This window comes from Stenotrophomonas sp. AGC87, assembly GCF_057333975.1.
Genome location: NZ_JBHFHW010000015.1, coordinates 84305 through 107962, shown reverse-complemented (window position 1 = coordinate 107962; position 23658 = coordinate 84305). Strand labels below are relative to the sequence as shown.

Genomic DNA, 23658 nt, shown 5'->3' with positions numbered 1-23658 from the left:
CGCGGAAAGTGAGCGAAAAACGCCGCAAGGCATATAGGTGCACGCCGAGCACCAAGGCCCGGCCGCACCGTCTTCTTTCATCCGGACTATACCGTCGGCTCCGGCATCGGACCGGATCTGCTGACCTTCCCGGGGAACGGGAAGCGCTCGCGGGCTCGTGCTTGCGCACCTACCGCCGGTGGGGAATCGCACCCCGCCCTGAAGACGTTTGTGTACCGGCGAACCGGCGCGGCTAGTGTAACAGGGCACCCTGACTGGGGGCTTTAAGTTAAATAAGTGTTAAGCTAACCCGCTGAGTGCTGCGCCCCGTGGATATGAGGGCACACACGTCGGTTACTGATCGGGCTGCAGCGTCCGCGCCGCGCCATGATCGAACGGGTCCCGCAAGGGGCCCGTTTTTTATGGGCGCAGCAACAGGCGCAGGTCCTCACCCACCTGGCGCCTGTCCACCACCCGCATCTGCCGCTGCTGGTCCATCGCGTGGATACCCAGACCGGACAGCAGCGGCAGCCCATGCTCGCCGAGCAGCGTGGGCGCCTGGTACAGCAGCAGTTCGTCGACCCAGCCACCGGCCAGCAACGCACCGGCCAAGGTGGCGCCGGCTTCGGTATGCACTTCGTTGATGCCGCGCTCAGCGAGCAGCGCCAGCACCGCGCCCAGATCCAGACGACCGTCATGGCTGGGCACGCTGGCGAACTCCGCATCGGCGGCATCCGGCGGGCTGACCGCGGCGTCATGCACGTAGAGCGTCGGCGCCCCGCCCTCGCGCACGCGCGCGCACTCCAGCGAGCGCAGGCGTGCATCGAGTACCACCCGCAAGGGCGGCAAGACCTCGGTATCGGCCAGCCGCACGGTCAACATCGGGTCATCGGCCAACACGGTCGCCGCGCCGGTGAGAATCGCACCGGCACGCGCACGCCAGTGCTGCACATCTTCGCGGGCGGCCGCACCGGTGATCCACTTGGAGCTGCCATCGGCCATCGCGGTACGGCCGTCCAGACTGGCCGCGAGCTTCACCCGCACCCAGGGACGCCCGCGTTCGATGCGTGACAGGAACCCGTGGTTGAGTTCGCGCGCCTGCGCGGCCATCAGGCCTTCGGCAACCTCGATACCGGCCTCGCGCAGCAGCACGAAACCGCCGCCGTCGACCTTCGGGAAGGGGTCGCGCATCGCCGCGACCACCCGGCTCACGCCCGCCTCGATCAAGGCCAGCGCGCACGGTGGGGTACGGCCATGGTGCGCGCACGGCTCCAGGGTGACGTAGGCGGTGGCGCCGCGCGCCTGTTCGCCGGCCTGGCGCAGCGCGAACACTTCCGCGTGCGCGCCGCCGGTGCGCTGGTGCCAGCCCTCGCCGACCACCACCTCGTCGCGTGCGATGACGCAACCCACCATCGGATTGGGCCGCGCGGTGTACGCGGCGCGCTCGGCCAGGCGCAGCGCATGCGCCATGTGCTGGTGGTCGAGAGCAGTGAATTCAGTCATGGCGGTGAGCGTCCGGCGGCAGGCAGCCGCGATGGTAGCTCAGGCGTGGTGGCCGCGATGCGGCGCAGGCTCAGCCTTTCTTTTTCTTGGTCAGCGCGATCACATCGCCCAGCAGCTGCAGCTGTTCGGTGCTGGAGGGCAGCTCGCGCTCGAGCTTCTCGATTTCTTCGCGGAAATCAGCGACGTCTTCGAAGCTGCGGTACACCGAGGCAAACCGCACGTAGCCGACATGATCGAGCTTGCGCAGCTCGTTCATCACGAACTCGCCGACCTTGATCGAGGGAATTTCACGTTCGCCGCAGATACGCGCCTGCTGCATCACCGCGCGCACCGCCAACTCGATCTTGTCTTCGGGCACCGGGCGCTTCTGCAGCGCGCGGTCGAAGCCGCTGCGCACCTTGCGGGCATCGAAGGCCTCGCGGCTGCCGTCGCTTTTCACGATCGCCGGCAGTTTCAGTTCGATGGTTTCCAGGGTGCTGAAGCGCTCGTTGCAGGCCTCGCACTCGCGGCGACGCCGGATCGTCGCGCCGTCTTCAGAGACGCGCGAGTCGATCACACGGGTGTCGGCATGCTGGCAGAACGGACAGTACATGGAACGCCTTACATCGGGAAAACGTCATGCCGTGGTCACGGCAGCGTCGCAACGGTACCTGAGAGGGACCGGCTACAGCAAATAGAGGCCCGGAAAGGCCCACCCGCCTACCTGGCCCGCCAACGCAGCCACAGCAGGTGCGCCGCGCAGGAGAGCAGCGGGAGGCCTACCATCAGGAGCAGGGCGGCCGCTGGCGGGAGCACGTCGCGCACGCACAACCCAACCACGACAAACGCGGCCCCGGCATGCGGGAGTCCCAATAACGCCGTATGCAGCAGCAGACCCCACTGCTGCCTGCGAAGGGGTTCCATCCCGTCAGGCGCCTTGCGTGCGCCGCAGCCGCACCAGCATGACAGCCGGCAACATCAGCGGCGGCCCCGCCAGCAGCAGAACCAGTGCCATCGGACTCGCCGTGGCCTGCCAGAACGCCATCCCCACGACCGCCACGGCGGCAAGCGCGCCGATGGCCAGCGCACTCCACGCCCAGCGGCCGCTGCCGTGCAGACCTGCGCGGCCGTGCCGGAGATAGCGGCTGCTCAACCACAGCCAGCCCGCCACCCCGATCAGGCCCGCACTGCCCCAGCCACCGATCAACAAGCGCGAGGCAGGGTCCAGATAGGCCGGCTCGACGAATGCGACCCAGACCCCGATGGCGGCGAAGGTGCCACCGCCGGCCATCCCCACGATGCCGCAGATCAGGGCCAGCACGGCGTAGGTACGCCGTTGCCGGCCCTCGTCCATATCACCCGTAGACCGGGTACTTGCGGCACTGCGCGCTGACCGCATCGCGGACGCGGGCGATCACGGCCTCATCCGCCGGGGCATCGAGCACGTCGGCGATCCAGTTGGCCAGATCCACGCAGTCCTGCTCCACGTAACCGCGCGTGGTGACCGCCGGCGTACCCAGGCGCAGGCCCGAGGTCACGAACGGCGAACGCGGGTCGTTCGGCACCGAGTTTTTGTTGACGGTGATGTGGGCCAGGCCGAGCGCGGCTTCCGCATCCTTGCCCGAGACATCCTTGCCGATCATGTCGACCAGCATCAGGTGGTTCTGGGTGCCGCCGGAGACGATCTTGTAGCCGCGCGCGATCAGCGTGTTGGCCATCGCCTGGGCGTTCTTGACCACCTGCTGCTGGTAGGCCTTGAAGCCCGGCTCCAGCGCTTCCTTGAAGGCCACGGCCTTGCCGGCGATGACGTGCATCAGCGGACCGCCCTGGATGCCCGGGAACACGATGGACTGCAGCTTCTTCTGCAGTTCTTCGCTTGCCCCCTTGGCGATGATGATGCCGCCGCGCGGGCCGCGCAGGGTCTTGTGGGTGGTCGAGGTGACCACGTGGGCGTGCGGCAGCGGGCTCGGGTAGACGCCAGCGGCGACCAGACCGGCTACGTGCGCCATGTCCACGAACAGGTAGGCACCGACCTTGTCGGCGATGGCGCGGAAGCGTGCCCAGTCCACCACCTGCGAGTAAGCCGAGAAACCGGCGACGACCATCTTCGGCTTGTGCTCGACCGCGAGGCGCTCGACCTCGTCATAGTCGATCAGGCCGGCTTCGTCGACACCGTACTGGATGGCGTTGAACAGCTTGCCCGAGGCGTTGACCTTGGCACCGTGGGTCAAGTGGCCGCCGTGGGCCAGGCTCATGCCCAGGATGGTGTCGCCCGGCTGCAGCAGCGCGAAGTACACGGCCTGGTTGGCCTGCGAACCGCTGTGCGGCTGCACGTTGGCGTAGTCGGCATCGAACAGCTGCTTGAGGCGATCGATGGCCAGCTGCTCGGCGATATCCACGTATTCGCAGCCACCGTAGTAGCGCTTGCCCGGGTAGCCTTCGGCGTACTTGTTGGTCAGCTGGCTGCCCTGGGCTTCCATCACCGCCGGGCTGGTGTAGTTCTCGCTGGCGATCAGCTCGACATGGTCTTCCTGGCGCTGGGTTTCGGCGGCAATGGCCTTGGCCAGTTCGGGATCGTAGGTTTCGATGCGGACGTCACGCGGGAACATCGGTTACTCCAGGCAGGGAGGGGACAGCAGAGCCCCTGATTGTAAGCGGGCTGGCCTGCCGGGGCGACCGCTGGCCGCGGGGTGCTCCCCGGCCCAGGGCACAGCCGCCCGTTTCCCGAACCGTGACGCAATTCCTTGTGAAGCTGAATTATTTAGCTTTTCGGCCTAAAGGCCCGCCTTTCGACGCCGATACGCCCTGTCCAAATCAGGGGATTTTCGCGTGATTCATCCGCACCATTGCTGCTCGTCGGCCACGACGCTGGCCAACCGTCGCACCAGCACCTCCACCACCGCACGCCGCGCCTCGTTGCTGGCGCTCGCCGTCGGCCTGGCCGTCAGCGCCGGCGCCCAGGCCGTCAATACGTCCCGCACGGGCGATGGCGACTGGTATGACGCGACCCGCTGGAGCAGCGGTGTCCCGACCGCCGCCAACAGCTGGGCCTATGTCGATGGCTACACGCTGACCCTGCAGACGCCGGGTGCGCGATCCTGGCAGCTATACCTGGGGAACACCGCCGATGCCTATTTCGACATGAGCAACGGCGCCACCCTGGACACCGCGACGGCCACCCTGGGTGCCGCCGCCGGCCACAGGGGCTCTGCCGTGCTCAGCGGCGCCGGGACCTCCTGGGATATCCAGTACGACATCGGCGTGGGCCACGAGGGCCGTGGCGAATTGTCGGTGCTCAGCGGCGCGCACCTGTATACGAACAACGCCTGGGTCGGCTCGATGCCCGGCAGCACTGGCCTGGTGCAGGTGGATGGTGCCGCCAGCCGCTGGGACGCCGGCACGATCTATGCGGGCTCCGATGGCAACGGGCGGGTGGAAATCACCAATGGTGCAAAGACCATCAGTGACAAGACCATCCTGGGACGGACCAGCAGCGGTGTCGGCACGGTGGTCGTCAGCGGCACCGGTTCGCATCTGACGGCCACCGACCTGCAGGTGGGCGTGGCCGGCACGGGCGAGCTGATCGTGCAGGCCGGCGCAGGGCTGCACAGCAACACCGCGGTCCTTGGCGCCGGCGGCAGTGGCCTGGTCACGATCAACAACGCCACCTCACAATGGATCAACGATGGCCTGCTGACCATCGGCAGCCGCGGCCACGGTGACCTGCAGGTCTACAACGGCGCCAGCGTGGTCACCCACGGCCTGCTGGTGGCCACGCAGGGCGGCAGCGGCATGCTGACCATCGGCGCGGATGCGGGTGTCGACAACAGCGGTGCCACGGCCACCTTCGGCGATAGCAACGCGGCCACGATCAACGTGGGCGGCCTGCTGGTCACCGACACGGCCATTCTGGGTCGTGCCGTGGGCAGCTTCGGCGAGGTGCTCGTGAACGGCCCCACCGCCCGCTGGATCAGCAACACGTTGCAGGTGGGCCAGGAAGGCATCGGCACCTTCAACGTCGACAACGGCGCAACCGCCTCCGTCAGCGGGTCGATCCTGCTGGCCGCGGACGGTACTGCCCGCGGCTCGCTGCTGGTCGGCAACAACGCGACGCTGGCGGTCGGCAACAGCGCCGGCATCGAAAGCATCCGTACCGGCGATGGCACCGGCAGCGTTGAACTGGCCGGCGGCCTGCTTCGCAGCAATGGCTGGGTGAACGTCGACAGCGACGTGCTGGTCAGCGTGTCTTCGCAGCTGGATACCGTGGGCAACCTGGGCATCCAGGGCGACATCAGCGGCACCGGCGGGCTGCGCAAGCGTGGCGCGGGCGTGTTGATGCTCAGCGGCGCAAACACCTTCAGCGGCGGCCTGCAGATCGACGCCGGCACGTTGTCGCTGAACGGCGCGGCCTCGGCCGGCCGCGGCGTGGTGACGCTGGGTGATGGCACCTCGCTGGGCCTGGTCAACATGACCACCCTGGACAACAGCGTGCGCCTGCTGGGCACTGCGGCCGTGTGGGTTCCCAACGGCACCAGCGTGACCTTCGGTGGCGGGCTGAGCGGTGTCACCGGTGCCGTGCTGGAAAAGAACGACAGCGGTGAGCTGGTGCTGAGCAATGGCGCCTTCAGCGGCCTGACCCAGGTCAACGGCGGCACCGTGCGCGCGATCGGCAATGCCATGCCGAGCGGCGACATCGAGATCGGCAGCGCCGGGCGCTTCCAGACCGATACCACCCGCGTGGTCAGCTACGCGGGCCGGTTCAGTGGCAACGGTCAGCTGCAGCAGGGGCGTCATTTCCTGACCCTGACCGGGGACAGCAGCGCGTTTACCGGTACCACCGTGGTCGACGGCGGCATGCTGGAGGTGACCGGTGCGCTGGGCGGCGACATCCAGATGACAAACAATGCCCTGCTGGCCGGCACGGGCAGCGTGGGCAGCGCGCACCTGCTCAGCGGCAGCGTGCTGTCGCCTGGCAGCCGCCAGCTTGGCAGCGTAGGTCGTTTGTCGATGAGCGGCGACCTGGTGTTCGACCCGAGCGCCACCTACCAGGTGGACGTTGCCGCCGATGGCCGCAGTGACCTCGTCTCGGTGGCCGGACAGGCCACTGTGGGTACTGCGGGTACCGTGGCCGTTGCGGCAGCCGGCAACTGGGCGGTCTCCACCCGCTACACCGTGCTGACGGCAGGTGATGGTGTGACGGGCACGTTCGCCGGGGTGAGCAGCAACTTCGCTTTCCTCGATCCGAGCTTGAGCTATGACGCCAACAACGTCTATCTGACCATGGCGCGCAATGACGTATCCATGCCGGAGGTCGAACTGGCCTTCCCCGACGTGGTCGTCAACGCCAACCAGAAGGCCGTGGCCGGCGCGGTGGAAGCGCTGGGCGCGGGCAATGCGGTGTACGAGGCCGTGGTACGCCTGGAAGTACCGCAGGTCGTGCCGGCCTTCGACAGCCTGGGCGGTGAGATCCACGCCGCCGCACGCACCGCACTGCTGCAGGATCACTTCCTGCGCGATGGCATCCATCAGCGCCTGGACGGCACCGCGGTGAGCGGCGTCCTCGCCGGCAACACCGGCGTGTGGGTGGCAGGCAGTGGCAACTCGCTGCGCCTGGACGCCGATGGCCTGGGTGCGCGTTCGCGCGTGCAGCAGCAGGGCCTGATGGCCGGTGCCGACTGGCGCATCAGCGAGCGTGTGCTGTTGGGCGTGGCCGTGGGCGAGCAGACCTTGACCAATCGATTGGACGAGCGCCAGGCCAAGGCCGACGCGGACGCCACCGAATACGGCGTCTACGGCCAGTTCCAGAGGGAACACGTCAGCCTGCGCGGTGGCGTCAGCCGCACCGACTACCGCATCGACACCACCCGCGAGGTGACCGTCGGCAGCACCTTGTCCCAGTCGTTGGCAGCACGTTCGCATGCCACCGCCGACCGCGTGTTCGCCCGGGCGGGCTGGGACTTCACTGCCCGCACCGTGACGTTGACCCCGGAGATCGAACTGGCACACGTGCGTCTGCGCAGTGAGCAGATCGCTGAAACCGGCGGCGGCAGTGCGTTGCAGGTGCAGGCCAACCGCGACGAACTGAACACCGGCGTGGCCGCACTGCGCGCTGTCTGGGATATCAGCGGCGGGCAGCGCGACCGTGCGGCGCTGACCGCACGGGTCGGCTGGCAGTATGCCGACGGGGACCTCGGCGCTGCGATGCATGCGCGTTTCAACAACGGCAGCACGACGTTTGCGATGCAGTCCGTGCCGCTGGCGCGCAGCATGGGCCTGGCCGAGCTGGGCGTGGCGGTCAGCCCGACGACGGCAAGCCGCCTGTCGCTGCAGGCGCAGACCAGCGCTGGCGACGGCCAGCGCGATGTGGGCGCGCAGCTGAACTGGTCCGTCCGGTTCTGATGCGGATCAACGGTTGACCTGCAGGGCGCGCCTTCGGGCGCGCCCTTTTTCATGGGCGCGAGTGGCCCGGTGTCGGCGGGAAGGGATCGCGGTGATAGGCATCACCCGCTTTTGACGGTTGAGAAGGATCAGGCCTTGCGAAGCATCCGCGCCAGGGCCGCCAAACCGTCAAGGAAGTGCCTCGATGTCCTGTTCCGGCCGTCACCCCGATCGTCTCCTGCCAGGCACGCGCCGGCCGCCATATGCCAGCCTTCTCGCCCTTGCCCTCAGCACCTGCCTCGGGCCGCAGGCTTGGGCTCAGTCAGTAGACACCGGCGCAGCCCATACCCCCGGCACGCCGAACGCCACGACCGTGTTGATCGCACGGGTCACGGTGGAGGGGGTGGGCGATCACCCTGCCAGCGGCATCAGCCCAGCGTCCGTGAACGCCGTCGCCAACCGGACACTGCGTGAGATCAGCCCAACGTTGCCCGGCGCACTGGATTTCGAGCAGATCCAGCAGATCAGCGCGCGGATCACCCAGACGTATCGCGAGGCAGGGTTTCTGGTCTCGGTGGCCTATGTGCCGCCGCAGCAGATCGGTGACACCCGGACCCTGACGCTGAGGATCATGGAAGGCCGCGTGGGGCGCGTCGTGGTGGAGGGCAGCAGGCGCTATCGCGACGACCAGCTCAATGCCAGCAGCTTGAGCCTGATCGGCCGGCCGCTGCGACAGGCTGAACTGGAGCGCGCCCTGCTCTACGCCCGCGACCTGCCGGGGGTATCGGTCACCTCGGTCCTGCAGCCCGGCCAGAACGAAGGCGAAACCGACATCATCCTGATTGCCCAGGACAGTGATCACCCCTACGAAATCACGGCCGGCCTGAGCAATCACGGCACCGACAGCACCGGGAAATACCGCGCGGAGCTGGGCGTAAGTGCCTTCAACGCACTGGGGGCTGGCGACGTGCTGGCTGCCAGCCTCGGCTACGGTCTCGACCCTGCCGACAGCTGGCAGGCGGCGCTGTCATTGAGTGTCCCCTTCGATGACGTCCAGGGACTGAGCGGTATCGTCGGCATCAGCCGCAGCGAAATGGAGGTCAACAGGGGGCCTTTCGCTGCAATGCAGCTCAAGGGTCCAACCACGATGTTCTATACCGGAGGCGACTGGAAGTTCATCCAGCGCACGGATCTTCAGGTGCAGGCATCGGCTCGCTGGATCCACGAAACATCCGAGCTGGAAGGGCTGGGCATCGTGCTTTCCCGGAACACCTTCGATGTGATCGATGCCGGCGTGAGCCTGCGCCATACCGATCGCCGCTGGCGGGGCATGAACCTGGCACAGATATCGTTGCGCAAGTCGATCAACGATGAATCATCTCCGCAGAACTGGCTCTACACCTCGCATGCGCCCTACTTCTGGGTGGGACGCATGGCGCTGGCGCGCCTGCAGGCATTGCCCGGCCACCAGCGCTTGCTACTGCGCGGCAATGCCCAGTTCACCGATGACGCGCTGACGCCGATGGAGCAGTTCAGTGTGGGCGGGCCGACCAGCGTGCGCGCGTATCCGCTGTCCACCGCATTGGGCGATCGTGGCGTGCAGGCCACGCTCGAGTATCAGGTCAGTGCACCGGGCTTTGCCGACAAACCCTCGCCGTTCAACAACCGCCGCTGGGGGGAGCTGCTCGACATCAACGCGTTCTATGACTGGGGCCGTACCTCGCCCGCACCGGACAACCGCCGCCAAGGGGTACTGCCGATGACGCTGGAGGGCGTGGGATTGGGGGTTGGCCTGCGCCTGCCGTGGAAACCCGACCTGCGCCTGGACATGAGCGCGGCCAGGCCCACCGGCAGCTACCGCGGCAGCGATGAACGCAGCACCCAGTACTGGGCGCGCATCAGCACCACCTTCTGAGGACCTCCGCCGTGAATCGCATTTATCGACTTGTATTCAATCATGTGCTGGGCCTGGTGCAGGTGGCGGCAGAAGTCTGCTCGACAGCGCGGAGTGGGCAGCGCCCAGTCACACGCCGGCCCCACCGTCCCGTCCTGCGGGCACTGACGGCCGCGCTGCTGCTGACCGGCAGCCTGCACGCCGCGGCACAGACGCTGCCGCAGGGTCAGATCATCCGGTCAGGCTCGGCCATCATCAACGTCAGCGGCACGGTGATGACGATCGACCAGGCCAGCCGGGCCTCGCTCATCGAATGGAACAGCTTCAACATCGGCGCCGCCAACACGGTCCAGTTCAATCTCCTGCAGGGTTCGCAGGCGACGGCGATCAACCTGGTCACAGGCAGTTCGGGCAGTCTCATCAATGGTCAACTGACGTCCAACGGCCAGGTATTCCTGATCAACCCGGCGGGCATCACGTTCAATGCGGGCTCCAGCGTGAACGTAGGTGGGCTGCTGGCCAGCACGCTGTTGCCCGGCACGCCGGGGCTGCTGGACGCCAACGGGGTTTCGCCCACCTTCCAGCTGGCCGGTGGGGGCACCAGTGCCGTGGTCAGCAACAACGGGGCCACGCTGACTGCCCTCGCCGGTGGCATCAGCCTGATTGGTGGCGCCGTGTCCAACACCGGCGTCATCTCGGCGACCAACGGCAACATCGACCTGGTCGCCGCTGGTGCTGCCACGGTCATGAATGGTGTCTCATCCTCGGGAATGTCGCAGTTGACGTTCCTGCCGACGGCTGCCAGTACGATCGCCGGCACCGGCATCAGCAATGCCGGTGTCCTCAACGCACGCAACATCGGCATGAACGCGCTGATGGGGCCTGGCCTGTCCAGCGTTGGCATCAACACCGGCGGAACCATCATCGCCAACGCCATCGATGCAGGCGATGGCAGCCTCACCATCCGTAGCTCCAGCGCCATCCAGATGTCCGGTGGCAACGTCACTGCCCGATCGGTCGATCTGGCGGCCACCGATGCTGTCGGACTGGCCGGCGACATCAACGCCGATGACATCGCGATCCAGGCGGGTAGTGTGATGCAGACGGCCGGTGCCGTGCAGGGCACGCTGCAGCTGGGCGTGCAAGGCAGCGTGAATCTGGCGCAGGCTGGCAACCGCATCACCACCGTCGGCGGTACTGTCGGTGCTGGCCTGACGCTGACCACCAACACCGACCTGAGCAATGGCGCAGCCTTGTCGGTCGGCGGCACCAGCACCCTCAGCGCAGGCCAAGCCGGCGCTCGCAGGAACATCACGCTGACCAACACCGACAACAGTTTCGGCGGACGGGTCAACGCCACCGGCGCCGACCTGATGCTGGTCGGCAGCGGCAGGCTGGGGTTGGGGACCATCGATGCAACAACCCTCGTAGCGCAGGGCGGCAGTATCGGCCTGAACGGCGCAGTCACGACCACGGGCAACCAGACCTATCGATCCGCGGTGACGCTGACCGGCAATTCAACGCTGGAGGGAAGCGCGATCGCCTTCGATGGCACGATCGATGGCAGCTATCGCCTGGACGTGGCGTCCAGGGGATTGTCCACGTTCTCCAGTGCGGTGGGCGGCATCTCGCCGCTGCAGGGCCTGAATGTCGATGCCGGTGGTGGCATCCAGCTGGCCGGCAACGTCAACGCCCTCGGCAGCATCGCCTTCTACGGCCCGCTGCGCCTGGTCGGCTCGCGCAGCCTGACCTCCACCACCGGGAACATGGAGCTTGCCGGTACGGTGGACGGTGACGGCGGTGCGTTGTCGCTAAGTGCACGCAACCTGACCTTCGGCGGTGCGGTTGGAGGCAGCGGTGCGGTGGCAGGCCTGCTCGCCCAGGCCACTACCATCACGGTTGGCAATGCCATCACCAGCAGCGGCACGATCATGCTCGATGGCGATGTGCAACTGGCCGGCGATACCCGACTGACCAGCACCGGCAGTGGCGTCATCACCACCGGTGGCATCACCAGTACCCGGCCCAACGGCTACGACCTGGGCCTTGTTACCGACGGTGCGATCCACGTCAACGGCAACATCAGCGCTGCCAATGTCGCCATCGAAGGATCGCAGTTCAGCGGCCAGGGCATCACCAGCAGGGGCAACCTCGACATCAGTACCGCCGCCTCGCTGGCCCAGGCCGGTGCCTACCAGGTCGATGGCAGGACACGTATCAGCTCCGATGGCGACATCGTCCTGCGCGATGCCGGCAACCGCTTCAGCGGCGAGGTCAGCCTGAGCGCCGTCAATGCCGAACTACACGCAGGCAACCTCCTCCTGGGCAACAGCAGGCTGGACCGCGATCTCACGCTGGCGCTGAGCGGCGGGCTCGGCCAGAGCGCCGGCAGCATGCTGGATGTCGGTGGGGCCACGCGCATTGCAGCGGGCACCTCGATCCAGCTGGACAACACGGACAACCAGGGTCGCGCGGTCAACCGGTTTGGTGGCCCGGTCTCGCTGCGCGGCGGCAACAGCGGCATCCGCGGCACAGGCACGTTGGCATTCGCGGATCTGGATGTGGCCAGCGTGGTGGCGATCGCCGATACCGTGAAGCTTCCCGTGGCGGGCCGCAGCATCGGCCTGCAGTACTACCAGGGCGCCATCGAACTGGCTGGCGATACCGTGCTGGACAGCCAGCTGGGCGAGATCAACTTCCAGGGCAGCGTTGACGGCGGTCACGCGCTGACCATCGCACGGGCCCTGGATGTCGTGTTCGGTGGCAACGTGGGCAGCAACCGCGCACTGGCCAGCCTCGATACCCGCAACGGCGGGCCACTGCGCCTGAGCGGCAATATCACCGCCGATGGCGCCATCATGCTCGGCAATCTCAGTCTGTCCTCGGCCATCCCGCAGTTGTTCAGCGTGCGCAGCAACAGCGGCAGCCTGCAGGTCGGACGCATCGACGGCACCAGCACCGGCCAGGCCAGCCTGGCACTTGCCGCACACGGCACTTTGGATCTGCAGGGCGATGCTGGCACGCTTGCCGGCGCAGGGTTGAACAACCTGCAGCTGAGCGGCGCGACGGTGAAAACGAAGGCCATCCGTACCAGCGGCCAGCTCGACATCGCCAGCACCAGCGGCTTCGCCCAGAACGGCGCGCTCAACGTCGGTGGCAACGCCAGCTTCACTGCCGGCAGCGGCGGCGATCTGACACTCGACACGGAGCCCAATACGTTTGGCGGCACGGTGGCATTGCAGGGCAACCAGGCGCGGATCGGCGCGCAGTCGGCATTGGCGCTGCAGGGCGTCGATGTCGCCACGCTGGATGCCAGCAGTACGGGCAGCCTGTCGCTGGCCGATGCCCGCATTGCGGGAAGGGCCGGTCTCGATGCAGCCTCGCTGCTGATCGATGACGCCCGCATCGATGGTGCGCTGGTGGCCAGCGCAAGCGCCGGCGATATCCGCCAGGGAAGCGGCAGCGTGGCCATCGGCAGCAACAGCCAGCTGACCGCCAGCAACGACATCGTGCTCGGCAATGCAGGCAATCAACTGGGTAGCGCGCTGCAGGCCAGCGGCCACGATATCGTGCTGACCAGCGCCGCGGCGCTGGATCTGCAACAGTTGCAGGCGACCGGTCATGCATCGTTGGGCGGCAGCAGCGTGCAGCTGGGCAGTACATCCGTGCAGGGCGCGCTCCAGGTAGACAGTGCTGGTGCGATCACTCAGGCCGATGCACTGCAGGTGGGTGGCAGCAGCCGCCTGCAGGCAGGCGCGGATATCACCCTTGACCGGGCCGACAACCGCTTCGATGGCAGCGTTGCACTGGAGGGGCGCAACGTGGTGATCGCAAGCAGCGGCGGCCTGCTGTTGGACCGCACTTCCACCCGTGGCACCCTGGACGCGCGGGCCGGCACGGCCGGCATTTCCCAACAGGCCGCGCTGCAGATTGATGGCCGCACCGCCTTCACCAGCGACGGCGACATCCTCCTGACCGACGCGGGCAACCGCTTCGGTGACCTTGTCAGTCTGCGCGGACGCAATGCGTCCATCGCCACGACCGGCGCGCTGAAGCTGGACGACATCAGCACCGGCCAACTCATGGTCGATGCCGCTGGCGACCTGCAGTTGAACGGACACATCCTCGCCGACAATGCTGCGCTCTCCACCGGTGCGCTGTTCGACAACCGTACCGGGGCCGACGCCATCCGCATCACCGGGGCTGGCAACTGGCGCATCTATCTGCAATCGCCGCACGCTCCTCACGCGTTCAACACCCTGGACAGCGGCAACACCGCGCTCTGGAATACCGCTGCCTTTGCCGGCACCTCGGCGACCGGCAACCGCTATCTGTTCGCGTGGCAACCCACGTTGACCGTAGCCGGTGCCACCCTGCACAAAATCTATGGCGACACCCTGGATCTGAGCGGCGCGTTCACGGTGACCGGCATGATGGGCGGTGCTGCCGGTGCCTATCGTGGCGATACACTGGCGGATCTGTTGACCGGTGCGCCTGTGCTCACCTCGGCCGGCGCGGCCGCGGCCGCCAATGCATCCACGTCGCCGTACCTGATCGACGCTGCACAGGGCACACTTGATACGAGCGCATCCGGCTACGCATTGGCCCTCACCCCAGGCCAGTTGTTCGTTGACCGCCGCTCGCTCAGCCTTTCCGCACAGAACGGCAGCAAGACCTACGGGCAGACCGGTGGCCTCAACGGCTTCGTCAGCCAAGGCCTGGTCAACGGCGACACCGTGTCTTCAGTAGATCTGGCATCCACCGGCATGGTGGCGACGGCCAATGTCGGTGACTACACCATCACCGCCAGCAACGCCGATGGCACGGGGCTGTCGAACTACGACATCACCTACGTAGGTGGTGTGCTGTCCATCGGCAAGGCCGGGCTGACCATCACCGCCAACGATGCCCGCAGGGGCATCGGCCAGACCACCGCACTGAACGGCCATACCGCCGACGGGCTGCTCAACGGCGATGCCATCGACAGCCTTGTGTTGCGCACCGAGGGGGATGATGCCGGTGCGCGCCCCGGCCGCTATGCGATCCACGCCGGCGATGCGCAGGGTGCCCGCTTGGGCAACTACGAGATCCGCTATCGCCCCGGCACGCTGGATATCGTCGGTGTTTCCAGGGAGCAGGCACGGCAGATGGCCCGTGAAGTCGCGGCGAATCTGCCTGCTGTCGCTGTGTCCCCGCTGGCTGAACCGTCCACCACGCCGCTGTACCGCATGAGCGAAGCGGCTATCCGTCCCGTCGGGGATCGCTGCACGTCCTTGGGCGGAGGTTGCCTGCGCCACCCGCCGGAATGATCGCCGGCGTGCGATAGCAAGAAGGCGCATCCACCGGATGCGCCTTCTTGTCATCCGGCTTACCGGTTGATCACGTAGTCCGCAATGATCCCGGTGGCGATGGCGACCAGCAGCAGGTTGCCGCGATCATCGCGGATCCAGTGGTAATCGCGCGGCGGGCGGCGCACCGAATAGCGGCTGTAATCGTTGACCACGTAGACCGGGCCGCCGTAGTACTCACGGTAGCGGTGGCCACGCGCCCAGCCGTAGGAGCCATACCCTGGCGCCGGGCGATAGACCACACGCGGCGGCGGCGGGCCCGGACGGTAGTAACCACGGTTGTCGTAGCGATGGTCGTAACGGCGGTCGTGGCGGACCTCGCGACGGTCATGACGATCGTGCCGGTCATGGCGATCGTGGCGGTTGTCGCGGCGGTCATCACGCCACTCCCGGCGGTCGTGACCGCGGCCACGGTGGTCATCGGCAAAGGCCGGGGCCACGGTGGTCATCGGCAAAGGCCGGGGCCACGGTGCCCAAGGCCAGCAGCGAGGCTACGGCCCCGACCACAAATCGATTCATGCGCATGATTGGCCTCGCTTGGTGGGTTGATGGCTCCATCATGCGCACGGCGTCTGAACGGTCTCCGGCTGGAAACGGTTTCCAATTCAAGGGCTTTGACCCCGCATTCAGGCGGCGGCAAGCCCCGGGGCCGGTGGCTCCCGGCGGCACTGATCGCTTCCGGCTATAATCGGGGCATCCTTTTCTTCCATCTGTTCCTGTTCCGTCTGGAACGGGCGCAGGGTTGCGCCTTCGGAGACCTCATGTCCTCGCAATACATCTACACCATGAACCGCGTCAGCAAGGTGGTCCCGCCCAAGCGGCAGATCATCAAGGACATCTCGCTGTCGTTCTTCCCGGGTGCCAAGATCGGCCTGCTGGGCCTGAACGGCTCCGGCAAGTCGACGGTGCTCAAGATCATGGCCGGCGTGGACACCGATTTCGAGGGCGAAGCCCGCCCGCAGGCCGGCATCAAGGTCGGCTACCTGGCCCAGGAACCGGAGCTGGACCCGACCAAGACCGTGCGTGAATCGGTCGAGGAAGGCGTGGGCGAAGTGCTGCAGGCCCAGGCCCAGCTGGACGCCGTCTACCTGGCCTATGCCGAGGAAGGCGCCGACTTCGACAAGCTGGCCAAGGAACAGGAGCGCCTGGAGGCGATCCTGGCCGCCGGCGATGCGCACACCCTGGAAAACCAGCTGGACGTGGCCGCCGATGCGCTGCGCCTGCCGCCGTGGGAAGCCATCGTGGGCACCCTGTCCGGTGGTGAAAAGCGTCGTGTGGCGCTGTGCCGCCTGCTGCTGCAGAAGCCGGACATGCTGCTGCTCGATGAACCGACCAACCATCTGGACGCCGAGTCCGTGGAATGGCTGGAGCAGTTCCTGGCCCGCTATACCGGCACCGTCGTGGCCGTCACCCATGATCGCTACTTCCTGGACAACGCCGCCGAGTGGATCCTGGAACTGGATCGCGGCCGCGGCATTCCGTGGAAGGGCAACTACACCGACTGGCTGACCCAGAAGGACGACCGCCTGCGTCAGGAAGACAACCAGGAGAAGTCCCGCCAGAAGGCGATCCAGAAGGAACTGGAGTGGTCGCGCCAGAACGCCAAGGGCGGCCGCACCAAGGGCAAGGCCCGTCTGGCCCGCCTGGAAGAGCTGCAGTCGGTGGATTACCAGAAGCGCAACGAGACCAATGAAATCTTCATCCCGCCGGGCGAGCGCCTGGGCAATGCGGTGATGGAGTTCAAGAACGTCTCCAAGAAGTTCGGTGATCGCCTGCTGTTCGACAACCTCAACTTCCTGGTTCCCGGTGGCGCGATCGTCGGCATCATCGGCCCCAACGGTGCCGGTAAGTCGACCCTGTTCAAGATGATCACCGGCCAGGAAAAGCCGGATACCGGCGAGATCGTGGTCGGCCCGACCGTCAAGCTCTCCTACGTGGATCAGAGCCGCGACGCGCTGGAAGGCAACCACAACGTCTTCCAGGAAATCGCCGGCGGCCTGGACATCCTCAACATCAACGGTGTGGAGATCCAGTCGCGCGCGTACATCGGCCGCTTCAACTTCAAGGGCCAGGATCAGCAGAAGCTGGTCGGTTCGCTGTCCGGTGGTGAGCGTGGCCGCCTGCACATGGCCAAGACCCTGCTGCAGGGTGGCAACGTGCTGCTGCTCGATGAACCGTCCAACGATCTGGACATCGAAACCCTGCGTGCGCTGGAAGATGCGCTGCTGGAGTTCCCGGGCAACACCTTCGTGATTTCGCATGACCGCTGGTTCCTGGATCGCATCGCGACCCACATCCTGGCGTTCGAAGGCGATTCGCACGTGGAGTTCTTCCAGGGCAACTACCGCGAGTACGAAGAAGACAAGCGCCGCCGCATGGGCGACGACGCCGCGCCGAAGCGCCTGCGCTTCAAGGCGCTGAAATAAGAAAGGAAAAACGGCCGCGCACTGCGCGCCCGTTTGCATTCCGGTAGGTCACGACCGTTGGTCGTGACGCCTTATCGTCGCGAGATAACCACCATGTCCCTCCCCGAGCGCCTGTTCCAGCTGCAGCAGCACGGCACCTCCGTGCGCACCGAACTGCTGGCCGGCCTGACCACCTTCCTGACGATGTCCTACATCGTGTTCGTCAACCCGGACATCCTGGGCACCACCGGCATGGACCCGGGTGCGGTATTCGTCGCCACCTGCCTGGCCGCTGCACTGGGCTCGATGGTGATGGCGTTCGCCGCCAACTTCCCGGTCGGCATGGCCCCGGGCATGGGCTTGAATGCGTTCTTCGCCTTCACCGTGGTCGGCGCCGCCGGCCTGCCCTGGCAGCAGGCGTTGGCCGCCGTCTTCATATCCGGTCTGGTGTTCCTGGTGTTGTCGCTCACTGGCGTACGCGCGTGGCTGGTGGCGGGCATCCCGCCCTCGCTGCGTGCGGCGATCGTGGCCGGCATCGGGCTGTTCCTGGCGATCATCGCGCTGCAGAAATCCGGCGTGATCATCGCCAACACCGACACGCTGGTCGCACTCGGTCCGCTCAACACCGCGCCGCCGCTGCTGGCACTGGCCGGCTTCCTGCTGATCGCGATCCTGGAGGCGCGCAAGGTGCGCGGTGCGATCCTGATCGGGATCCTGGCCGTCACCGGTGCCGCCTGGCTGCTGGGTGATGTGCAGTTCCACGGCCTGATCTCGCTGCCGCCGAGTCTGGCCCCGACCTTCCTGCAGCTGGACCTGCCCGGCCTGCTGCACCACGACGGCGGCGCGCCGATCGCGGTGTTGCTGCAGGTGGTGCTGGTGTTCGTGCTGGTGGAAGTGTTCGATGCCACCGGCACGTTGTATGGCGTGGTCGGTCGCGCGGGGCTGCTGAAACTGCCGGGCGCACAGAAGCGGTTCGGCCGTGCGCTGCTGGCCGACAGCACCGCGATCGTGGCCGGCTCGCTGCTCGGGACCAGCAGCACCACCGCCTTCGCTGAAAGCGCTTCGGGCGTGCAGGCCGGTGGCCGCACCGGGTTGACCGCGCTGGTGGTGGCCGCGCTGTTCCTGGCCGCCCTGTTGTTCTCGCCGCTGGCGGCGATGGTGCCCGGCTACGCGACCGCCCCTGCCCTGCTGTTCGTGGCCGGGCTGATGCTGCGTGAGCTGGTCGATGTGGACTGGGGCGACCTGACCGAATCGGTGCCGGCCGCGCTGTGCGCGTTGGCGATGCCGTTCACTTACTCCATCGCCAATGGTCTGGCCTTCGGCTTCATCGCCTACGCGGTGCTCAAGGCCGGCACCGGGCGCTGGCGCGAGGTGCACCCGGCGGTATGGCTGGTGGCCGGGCTGTTCGTGCTGCGTTACGCGCTGGAATGAGAGTGTGCCTACCGACGCGCGGTCGGTAGGCGGCGGATCAGGCCCAGGCCGGCCGCAATTGGCCGTCGGCGGCGAAGCGATAGCGACCTTCGTACCAGCCCAGCGCAAACAGGCTGAGCACCTGCTCGTAATAGCGCGGCGGTGCGGCACGCTGCTGCTCCGGTGTGGGCAGGCCAGCCACCATCGCCTTTGCCCGGTCCGCTTCGCCCTGCGCCTGCAGGTACGGCACCAACGCCGCCTCGAAGCCGTAGTTGCCAGTGCCCTCGCGCGCGCCGGTGAGCGTGTTGACCTTCTCGGGTATCGGCTGGCCGTCGCGCAACACCGTCAGCGGGCCATGCAGCGCCTCCAGCACCGGGCGGAAGCTGGGATCGTTGACTGCGGTCATGCCCGCCCACAGGTAGCAGCGGATGGCGTCATAACTGCCGAGCGGGCCCTTGTCGGGGTCGGCGATGAAGCTGCCGTCGCGCCATGCGGTCCAGTCCGGCGCGAAGCCGTGCGGTGCGGTGTCGCGCAACAGACGCATGCTGTTGCCGATCACGGTGGTCCACGGCCCGGTCGGGTCCAGTGCGGCGAACCGGCGCAGCAGCGGCAGTGGGACGTAGCTGGGATTGAAGCGCCAGGTATCTTCGGTCGCAAACCCGTTCGGCCCCGGCATCAGCATCGTGCCCAGACCCGGCACATTCACCACTTCCTGGGCCAGGATCGCGGCCAGCATCGCCTCGGCGGTCTGCCGCAGTGCGGGCCGTTTCCACAAGCGCGCCGCTTCGTGCAGGGTGTAGGCCAGCCACACGTCCGAGTCGCTGGCCGGGTTGTCGTCCAGCACCTTCCAGGCGCTGGCGGCGGCATCACGCCCCCACAGCCAGGCCGGCAGGCGCTGGGCCATGCTGCCGCCGGCGAGGTTGTCCTCGGTCCAGCGCAGGATGCGGTCGAACAGCGGCTGGTCGTTGTCCACCAGCGCGAAGAACAGCGCGTAGGACTGGCCCTCGGAGGTCGAGCGCTGGTCGGCGTTGTTGTGGTCGACCATGCGGCCGTCCGGGGTCACGCTGGAAGCACGCATCACCTGCCATGCCGTCCACGGGCCGGGGCCACGCGCCGGGCCATTGGCCGAGCAGGCCAGCAGCGGGGTCACGGCCAGCGCCTGCAGCAGGCGGCGACGCATCGGGTGGAACGATGGGGAATCAGTCACGGGACATCAGCCTCTTCGCAGCAGGAACCAGCCAAGCCTGCGGGACGCCCGCGGCCAGGTAAAGCCTGGCAGCGGGCCGGTCATCAGCGCATGACGGCGATCATTCACCCGAGGTGTACGGCGAGCGCAGCGGCTGCGGCTGCTTGCCCAGCCCCGCGCCGAGGCGGTCGAGCAGGAAGCGCAGGTACAGGCTGGTGCCGAACTGCCGATAGTCACGCGCGTTGTTGAACTCCATGCGCCCGCCCAGGAACAGCTGCGAAGACAGCTGCCATTCGGCCGCGGCGCTGAGGTTGTAGGACACACCGGTCTTGGTCTGGCCGGTGTAGACCGGATCGACGTACTCGGTGGTCAGCCCCAGCAGCGCGGCCATCGAGGCGGCCTCGTAGGCAGCCTGCTGCATCGCCGGGTCGGTCGGGAAGTACGGCGCAGCGTCTTCCTTGAAGTGCTGTACGCCGACGCTGGTATCCAGCTGCCAGGCCACGCGGCCACTGGAGGTACGCCCGTTCCAGTGCACCGGGAAGCCGACATCCACATAGCGCTGCGGGCTGAAGTAGCCGCCGTGGCCGTAGGTGAAGCCGCTCAGGTTGCGGTCGTACTGCATCGCCGTGAGGTTCAGGCCAGCGGTCAGCGATTGGTTGTCGGTTTCCAGCGCGTGCACATACACGCCCACGCCGACTTCCTGGCGGTCGTTGTCGGCCACGTTCTCGCCTTCCAGGCGGTGCCAGGACGCACTGGCGTAGCCGCCCAACTGACCGTTGTCGACGGTCGCGGCGAGCTTGGCGCCACTGGCGGTCACCCCGCCCCAGCGCAGCCCGTTGCGCCCGTCTTCCACACCGGCGAAGGACAGCAGGCTGTCGGTCACCGCGCGGCGCGAGGCTTCGCCGGACCAGGTCAGCGCATCGCCGATCTGACCGCGGTAGCCGATGCCGCCGACGATCTGGGTGTCATCGAAGCCAAGCGGCGTGCTGCCAACGTCGGCACGGAAACCACCGCGTTCGTAGCCCACCGAGACGCCGGCACCGCTGGCATCCTGCGAACTCATCCGGCGCGAGCCTGCCGCGTTGGCCACCATCGCATACAAGGTGTCCTGGAAGGCCTGCGGGGTCTGCGAGCCACCGCCGCCCTGTGCCAGCGTCTTGAGCTGGGCCTGCTCGGCCGCGCTCAGCCCGCGCACGAGACTGGCGTTGCCCAATACCTGCGTGGCGATATCGCTGATCGGCGTGTTGGCCAGATCGCGGCTGAGGATGTAGCTGGGCAGTGGATCGGCGAACAGCAGTTCGCGGGTCGCGGCAACGCGCTCGGCCTGGGTCAGCGCGCTGTCGGTCTGGTTGAACAGCTCCTGGTAGCGGCCATTGTCCAGTGCGCGTTCGTAGATGAGATTGCGTGTGACGATGCTCTCGCCACGGGTCAACAGGGTCTGGTACAGCGAGGAGCCGACCAGGTCATCCACCGGCGTGCGGTCAGCCGCCAGGGCACCCGCGAGGGCGGCCTGCGGGCCACCGCCGAAGCGGCTGGCACTGGTGTATTCGGGATCCGGGCGCCCGGCGTCGAGCACGGTCGGGGTGATGGCCACTTTGAGCTTGCCATCGCCGACCGCAAACTGCCCTTCCAGCGGCACCTGCAGGTCATCGAGCTGGCCCATGCCGGCTTCGCCGGCGCGGGTGCGATACGCCGCGCCCACGGCCAGGCTGCTGCTGTTCTCGGCCTTGAGCGCGCGCAGTTCATCCAGCACGCCGTTGCCGGTGGTGGCCGGCGGCAGCGGGCCAAGCGCGGTGTTGCGCGAGGCGCGCGGCGCGCTCGCCTGGCTGGGCACCTGGCGCGAGCCGGGCACCGGCAACGGCAGGCCGACACCGCCGCTGGCCGCGGCCGTGGCCATGACCGGTTCCGGCAGACCATCGGCATCGATCACCGGGGTGACGCTCGCCGGGCCCAGGCTCAGGCCCATCGACGGACCGGCATCCATCGGCAGCGGTTCGGCGGCCAGACGGGCGGTCGCCGCCGGCAATGGCAGCCCCCCATCGCGCAGCGCTGCGGTACGGGTGCCACCGCCACGGTTGAGGCCGGCGAACGGATTGAAGCTGCCGCCGCCTGCCAGCATCGCCGTGCTCGCCTGCGGGTAGCCGTTGTCGAGCTGGCCACTGCCCTTCGCGGCAGCCGCAAGCGACGCGCGGAAGTAGCTTTCAGCGCGGCGGTTCTTGCCGGCCGCGCGGTACACACGGCCTGCGGCCGCCAACACATCCGGCGATTCCGGCGCCTGCTTCAGCGCGCGCTCCAGATACTGTTCGGCCAGGTCCATGTCCCGCATCGCCGCAGCACTGCCGGCGGCGGCGACCATCGCATCCAGATCGCCCGGGGCCAGCTGCAACTGCTGCTGATACAGCGCCAGGGCCTGGCCGTTGTCGCCCGCAGCGGCATACAGGCGTGCCAGCGCAGCAATGTTGCGCGGATCCTGCGGGCGCTCGGCCAGCGCCGGGGCCAACACCGCGTACGCGCCTTCAAGATTGCCGAGCTCGCGCAGCGCATCGACCTGGCGCAGCACGTAACCGCTGCGCAGATCGTTCAACCGAGTCTGCTGGCTCACCGAGAGCGGCACGTCGGCCAGCTGGCGCAGGATCGCGGCGACTTCGCCATCGCGCCCGGCGCGCAACAGCACCGAGGCATATTCCAGGCGGTTGTCGACGCTGGGCGAACCGCCTTCGATCAGGCGCTGCGCGAGCACGAGGGCGCGCTGCTGGCTGCCGATGTCGGCGTATGCACCGGCCAACGCGGCCACGATGGACGGATTCTTGACCCGGTCACCGAGTGCGGCTTCGGCACGGGCCAGCAACAGCTGCGCTTCGCCGCTGCGCTGGCGCTGCATGAGCGAGCGCGCCTGGGCGGCCTGCACCTGCACCCATGCTGTGTCGTGCAGCGCAGTCATTTCAGAATCCCGCGAGGCGGTGGGGATGCGTTCGAGCAGTGCATAGGCCCGCGGCCAATCACTGCTTTCCTGGGCGAACAGGGCCTGCGCATACAGCGAGGTCGCCGAGCTGTCGTCCAGCGCGCGCAGCCCTTCGATCACGCCGTTGGCCTGGTCGGGGCGGCCGGCACGCTTGTACAGGCGCGCCAGTTCCAGCCGCAGCCACGGATCGCGCGGCTGCACCAACAGTGCATCTTCGAGTTCGATCTGCGCCATCTCGATGCTGCCTTCGGCCAAGGCCTGCTGCGCACGAGCGCGGGCCAGGTTGGCACGCAGCACGGACTGGCCGCCGGCGCTTTCCTGCTGGGCCGGGGTCAGCCGGTCGAACAGTGCGGCCGCTTCATCGGCGCGGCCCAGGCGGCCCAGCAGACCGACCAGGCCCTGCAGCGCACCGGCGTTACCGGCATCCAGTTCCAGTGCCTTGCGGTAGCTGCGTTCGGCCGCGGCCGGATCGCTGCCGCTCTGCAGGTCCGCAAGCGCAACGTAACCCGCAGGCTCCTTCGGCTGCAGCGAGATGACCTGCTGCACACGGGCGATGGCATCGCCGCTGGGCTGGCGACGCACCTCCTGCAGGGTCAACCAGTAGCGGGGGGGGG

Annotated in this window: 11 protein-coding genes, 1 pseudogene and 1 riboswitch; of the genes and pseudogenes, 5 read left to right on the top strand and 7 right to left on the bottom strand. The window is 67.5% G+C overall.

The window, feature by feature from the left end; genetic code table 11:
* Positions 1-65: 65 nt before the first annotated feature.
* Positions 66-210, bottom strand: a riboswitch (FMN riboswitch).
* A 189-nt stretch (positions 211-399) separates the two neighbouring features.
* From ribD to glyA, 4 genes are all read right to left on the bottom strand, one after another.
* Positions 400-1482, bottom strand: coding sequence for a bifunctional diaminohydroxyphosphoribosylaminopyrimidine deaminase/5-amino-6-(5-phosphoribosylamino)uracil reductase RibD (gene ribD, locus ACE026_RS06565; RefSeq protein WP_486038436.1), 1083 nt, complete (start codon positions 1480-1482; stop codon positions 400-402).
* A gap of 70 nt (positions 1483-1552) precedes the next feature.
* Entirely contained in the window at positions 1553-2074 is a 522-nt protein-coding gene (gene nrdR, locus ACE026_RS06560; protein ID WP_019182518.1) for a transcriptional regulator NrdR, read from the bottom strand.
* A gap of 315 nt (positions 2075-2389) precedes the next feature.
* Positions 2390-2782, bottom strand: coding sequence for a hypothetical protein (locus ACE026_RS06555; RefSeq protein ID WP_486038435.1), 393 nt, complete (start codon positions 2780-2782; stop codon positions 2390-2392).
* 34 nt (positions 2783-2816) lie between these two features.
* The gene (gene glyA, locus ACE026_RS06550; RefSeq protein ID WP_486038434.1) at positions 2817-4070 is read right to left on the bottom strand and encodes a serine hydroxymethyltransferase; all 1254 of its coding nucleotides are present in this window, start codon (positions 4068-4070) and stop codon (positions 2817-2819) included.
* A gap of 220 nt (positions 4071-4290) precedes the next feature.
* On the opposite strand from glyA, the gene ACE026_RS06545 reads away from it, so the two are divergent.
* The 3 genes from ACE026_RS06545 to ACE026_RS06535 all read left to right on the top strand — a co-directional run bounded on the left by ACE026_RS06545 (position 4291) and on the right by ACE026_RS06535 (position 15042).
* The gene (locus tag ACE026_RS06545; RefSeq protein WP_486038433.1) at positions 4291-7860 is read left to right on the top strand and encodes an autotransporter domain-containing protein; all 3570 of its coding nucleotides are present in this window, start codon (positions 4291-4293) and stop codon (positions 7858-7860) included.
* 421 nt (positions 7861-8281) lie between these two features.
* A complete protein-coding gene (locus tag ACE026_RS06540) occupies positions 8282-9754 on the top strand; it encodes a ShlB/FhaC/HecB family hemolysin secretion/activation protein (RefSeq protein WP_486038432.1) in 1473 nt (490 codons plus the stop codon).
* 11 nt (positions 9755-9765) lie between these two features.
* Positions 9766-15042: an MBG domain-containing protein gene (locus tag ACE026_RS06535; RefSeq protein ID WP_486038431.1), complete on the top strand. Its 5277-nt coding sequence runs from the start codon at positions 9766-9768 to the stop codon at positions 15040-15042.
* Positions 15043-15101: 59 nt separating this feature from the next.
* On the opposite strand, the pseudogene ACE026_RS06530 reads toward ACE026_RS06535, so the two are convergent.
* Positions 15102-15606, bottom strand: a pseudogene (locus tag ACE026_RS06530) (RcnB family protein).
* Between the two features lie 236 nt (positions 15607-15842).
* On the opposite strand from ACE026_RS06530, the gene ettA reads away from it, so the two are divergent.
* Together ettA and ACE026_RS06520 are read left to right on the top strand one after the other, a co-directional pair.
* Entirely contained in the window at positions 15843-17507 is a 1665-nt protein-coding gene (ettA, locus tag ACE026_RS06525; protein ID WP_121042662.1) for an energy-dependent translational throttle protein EttA, read from the top strand.
* A gap of 93 nt (positions 17508-17600) precedes the next feature.
* Positions 17601-18917, top strand: a complete 1317-nt coding sequence (locus ACE026_RS06520) for an NCS2 family permease (protein WP_152152404.1) — start codon at positions 17601-17603, stop codon at positions 18915-18917.
* A 37-nt stretch (positions 18918-18954) separates the two neighbouring features.
* On the opposite strand, the gene bcsZ is transcribed toward ACE026_RS06520, so the two are convergent.
* Positions 18955-20076 (bottom strand): cellulose synthase complex periplasmic endoglucanase BcsZ, encoded by a 1122-nt coding sequence (gene bcsZ, locus ACE026_RS06515; protein WP_486038506.1) that lies wholly within the window; start codon positions 20074-20076, stop codon positions 18955-18957.
* 127 nt (positions 20077-20203) lie between these two features.
* Positions 20204-23658 (bottom strand): cellulose synthase subunit BcsC-related outer membrane protein (locus ACE026_RS06510; protein ID WP_486038430.1); only part of this gene is annotated, 3455 nt, incomplete at its 5' end.

What these genes read in the sequence shown, in the direction of transcription:
- nrdR (WP_019182518.1), bottom strand. Translation starts at nt 2,074, where the DNA reads ATGTACTGTCCGTTCTGCCAGCATGCCGACACCCGTGTGATCGACTCG.
- bcsZ (WP_486038506.1), bottom strand. Translation starts at nt 20,076, where the DNA reads ATGCGTCGCCGCCTGCTGCAGGCGCTGGCCGTGACCCCGCTGCTGGCC.
- glyA (WP_486038434.1), bottom strand. Translation starts at nt 4,070, where the DNA reads ATGTTCCCGCGTGACGTCCGCATCGAAACCTACGATCCCGAACTGGCC.
- ACE026_RS06520 (WP_152152404.1), top strand. Translation starts at nt 17,601, where the DNA reads ATGTCCCTCCCCGAGCGCCTGTTCCAGCTGCAGCAGCACGGCACCTCC.
- ribD (WP_486038436.1), bottom strand. Translation starts at nt 1,482, where the DNA reads ATGACTGAATTCACTGCTCTCGACCACCAGCACATGGCGCATGCGCTG.
- ettA (WP_121042662.1), top strand. Translation starts at nt 15,843, where the DNA reads ATGTCCTCGCAATACATCTACACCATGAACCGCGTCAGCAAGGTGGTC.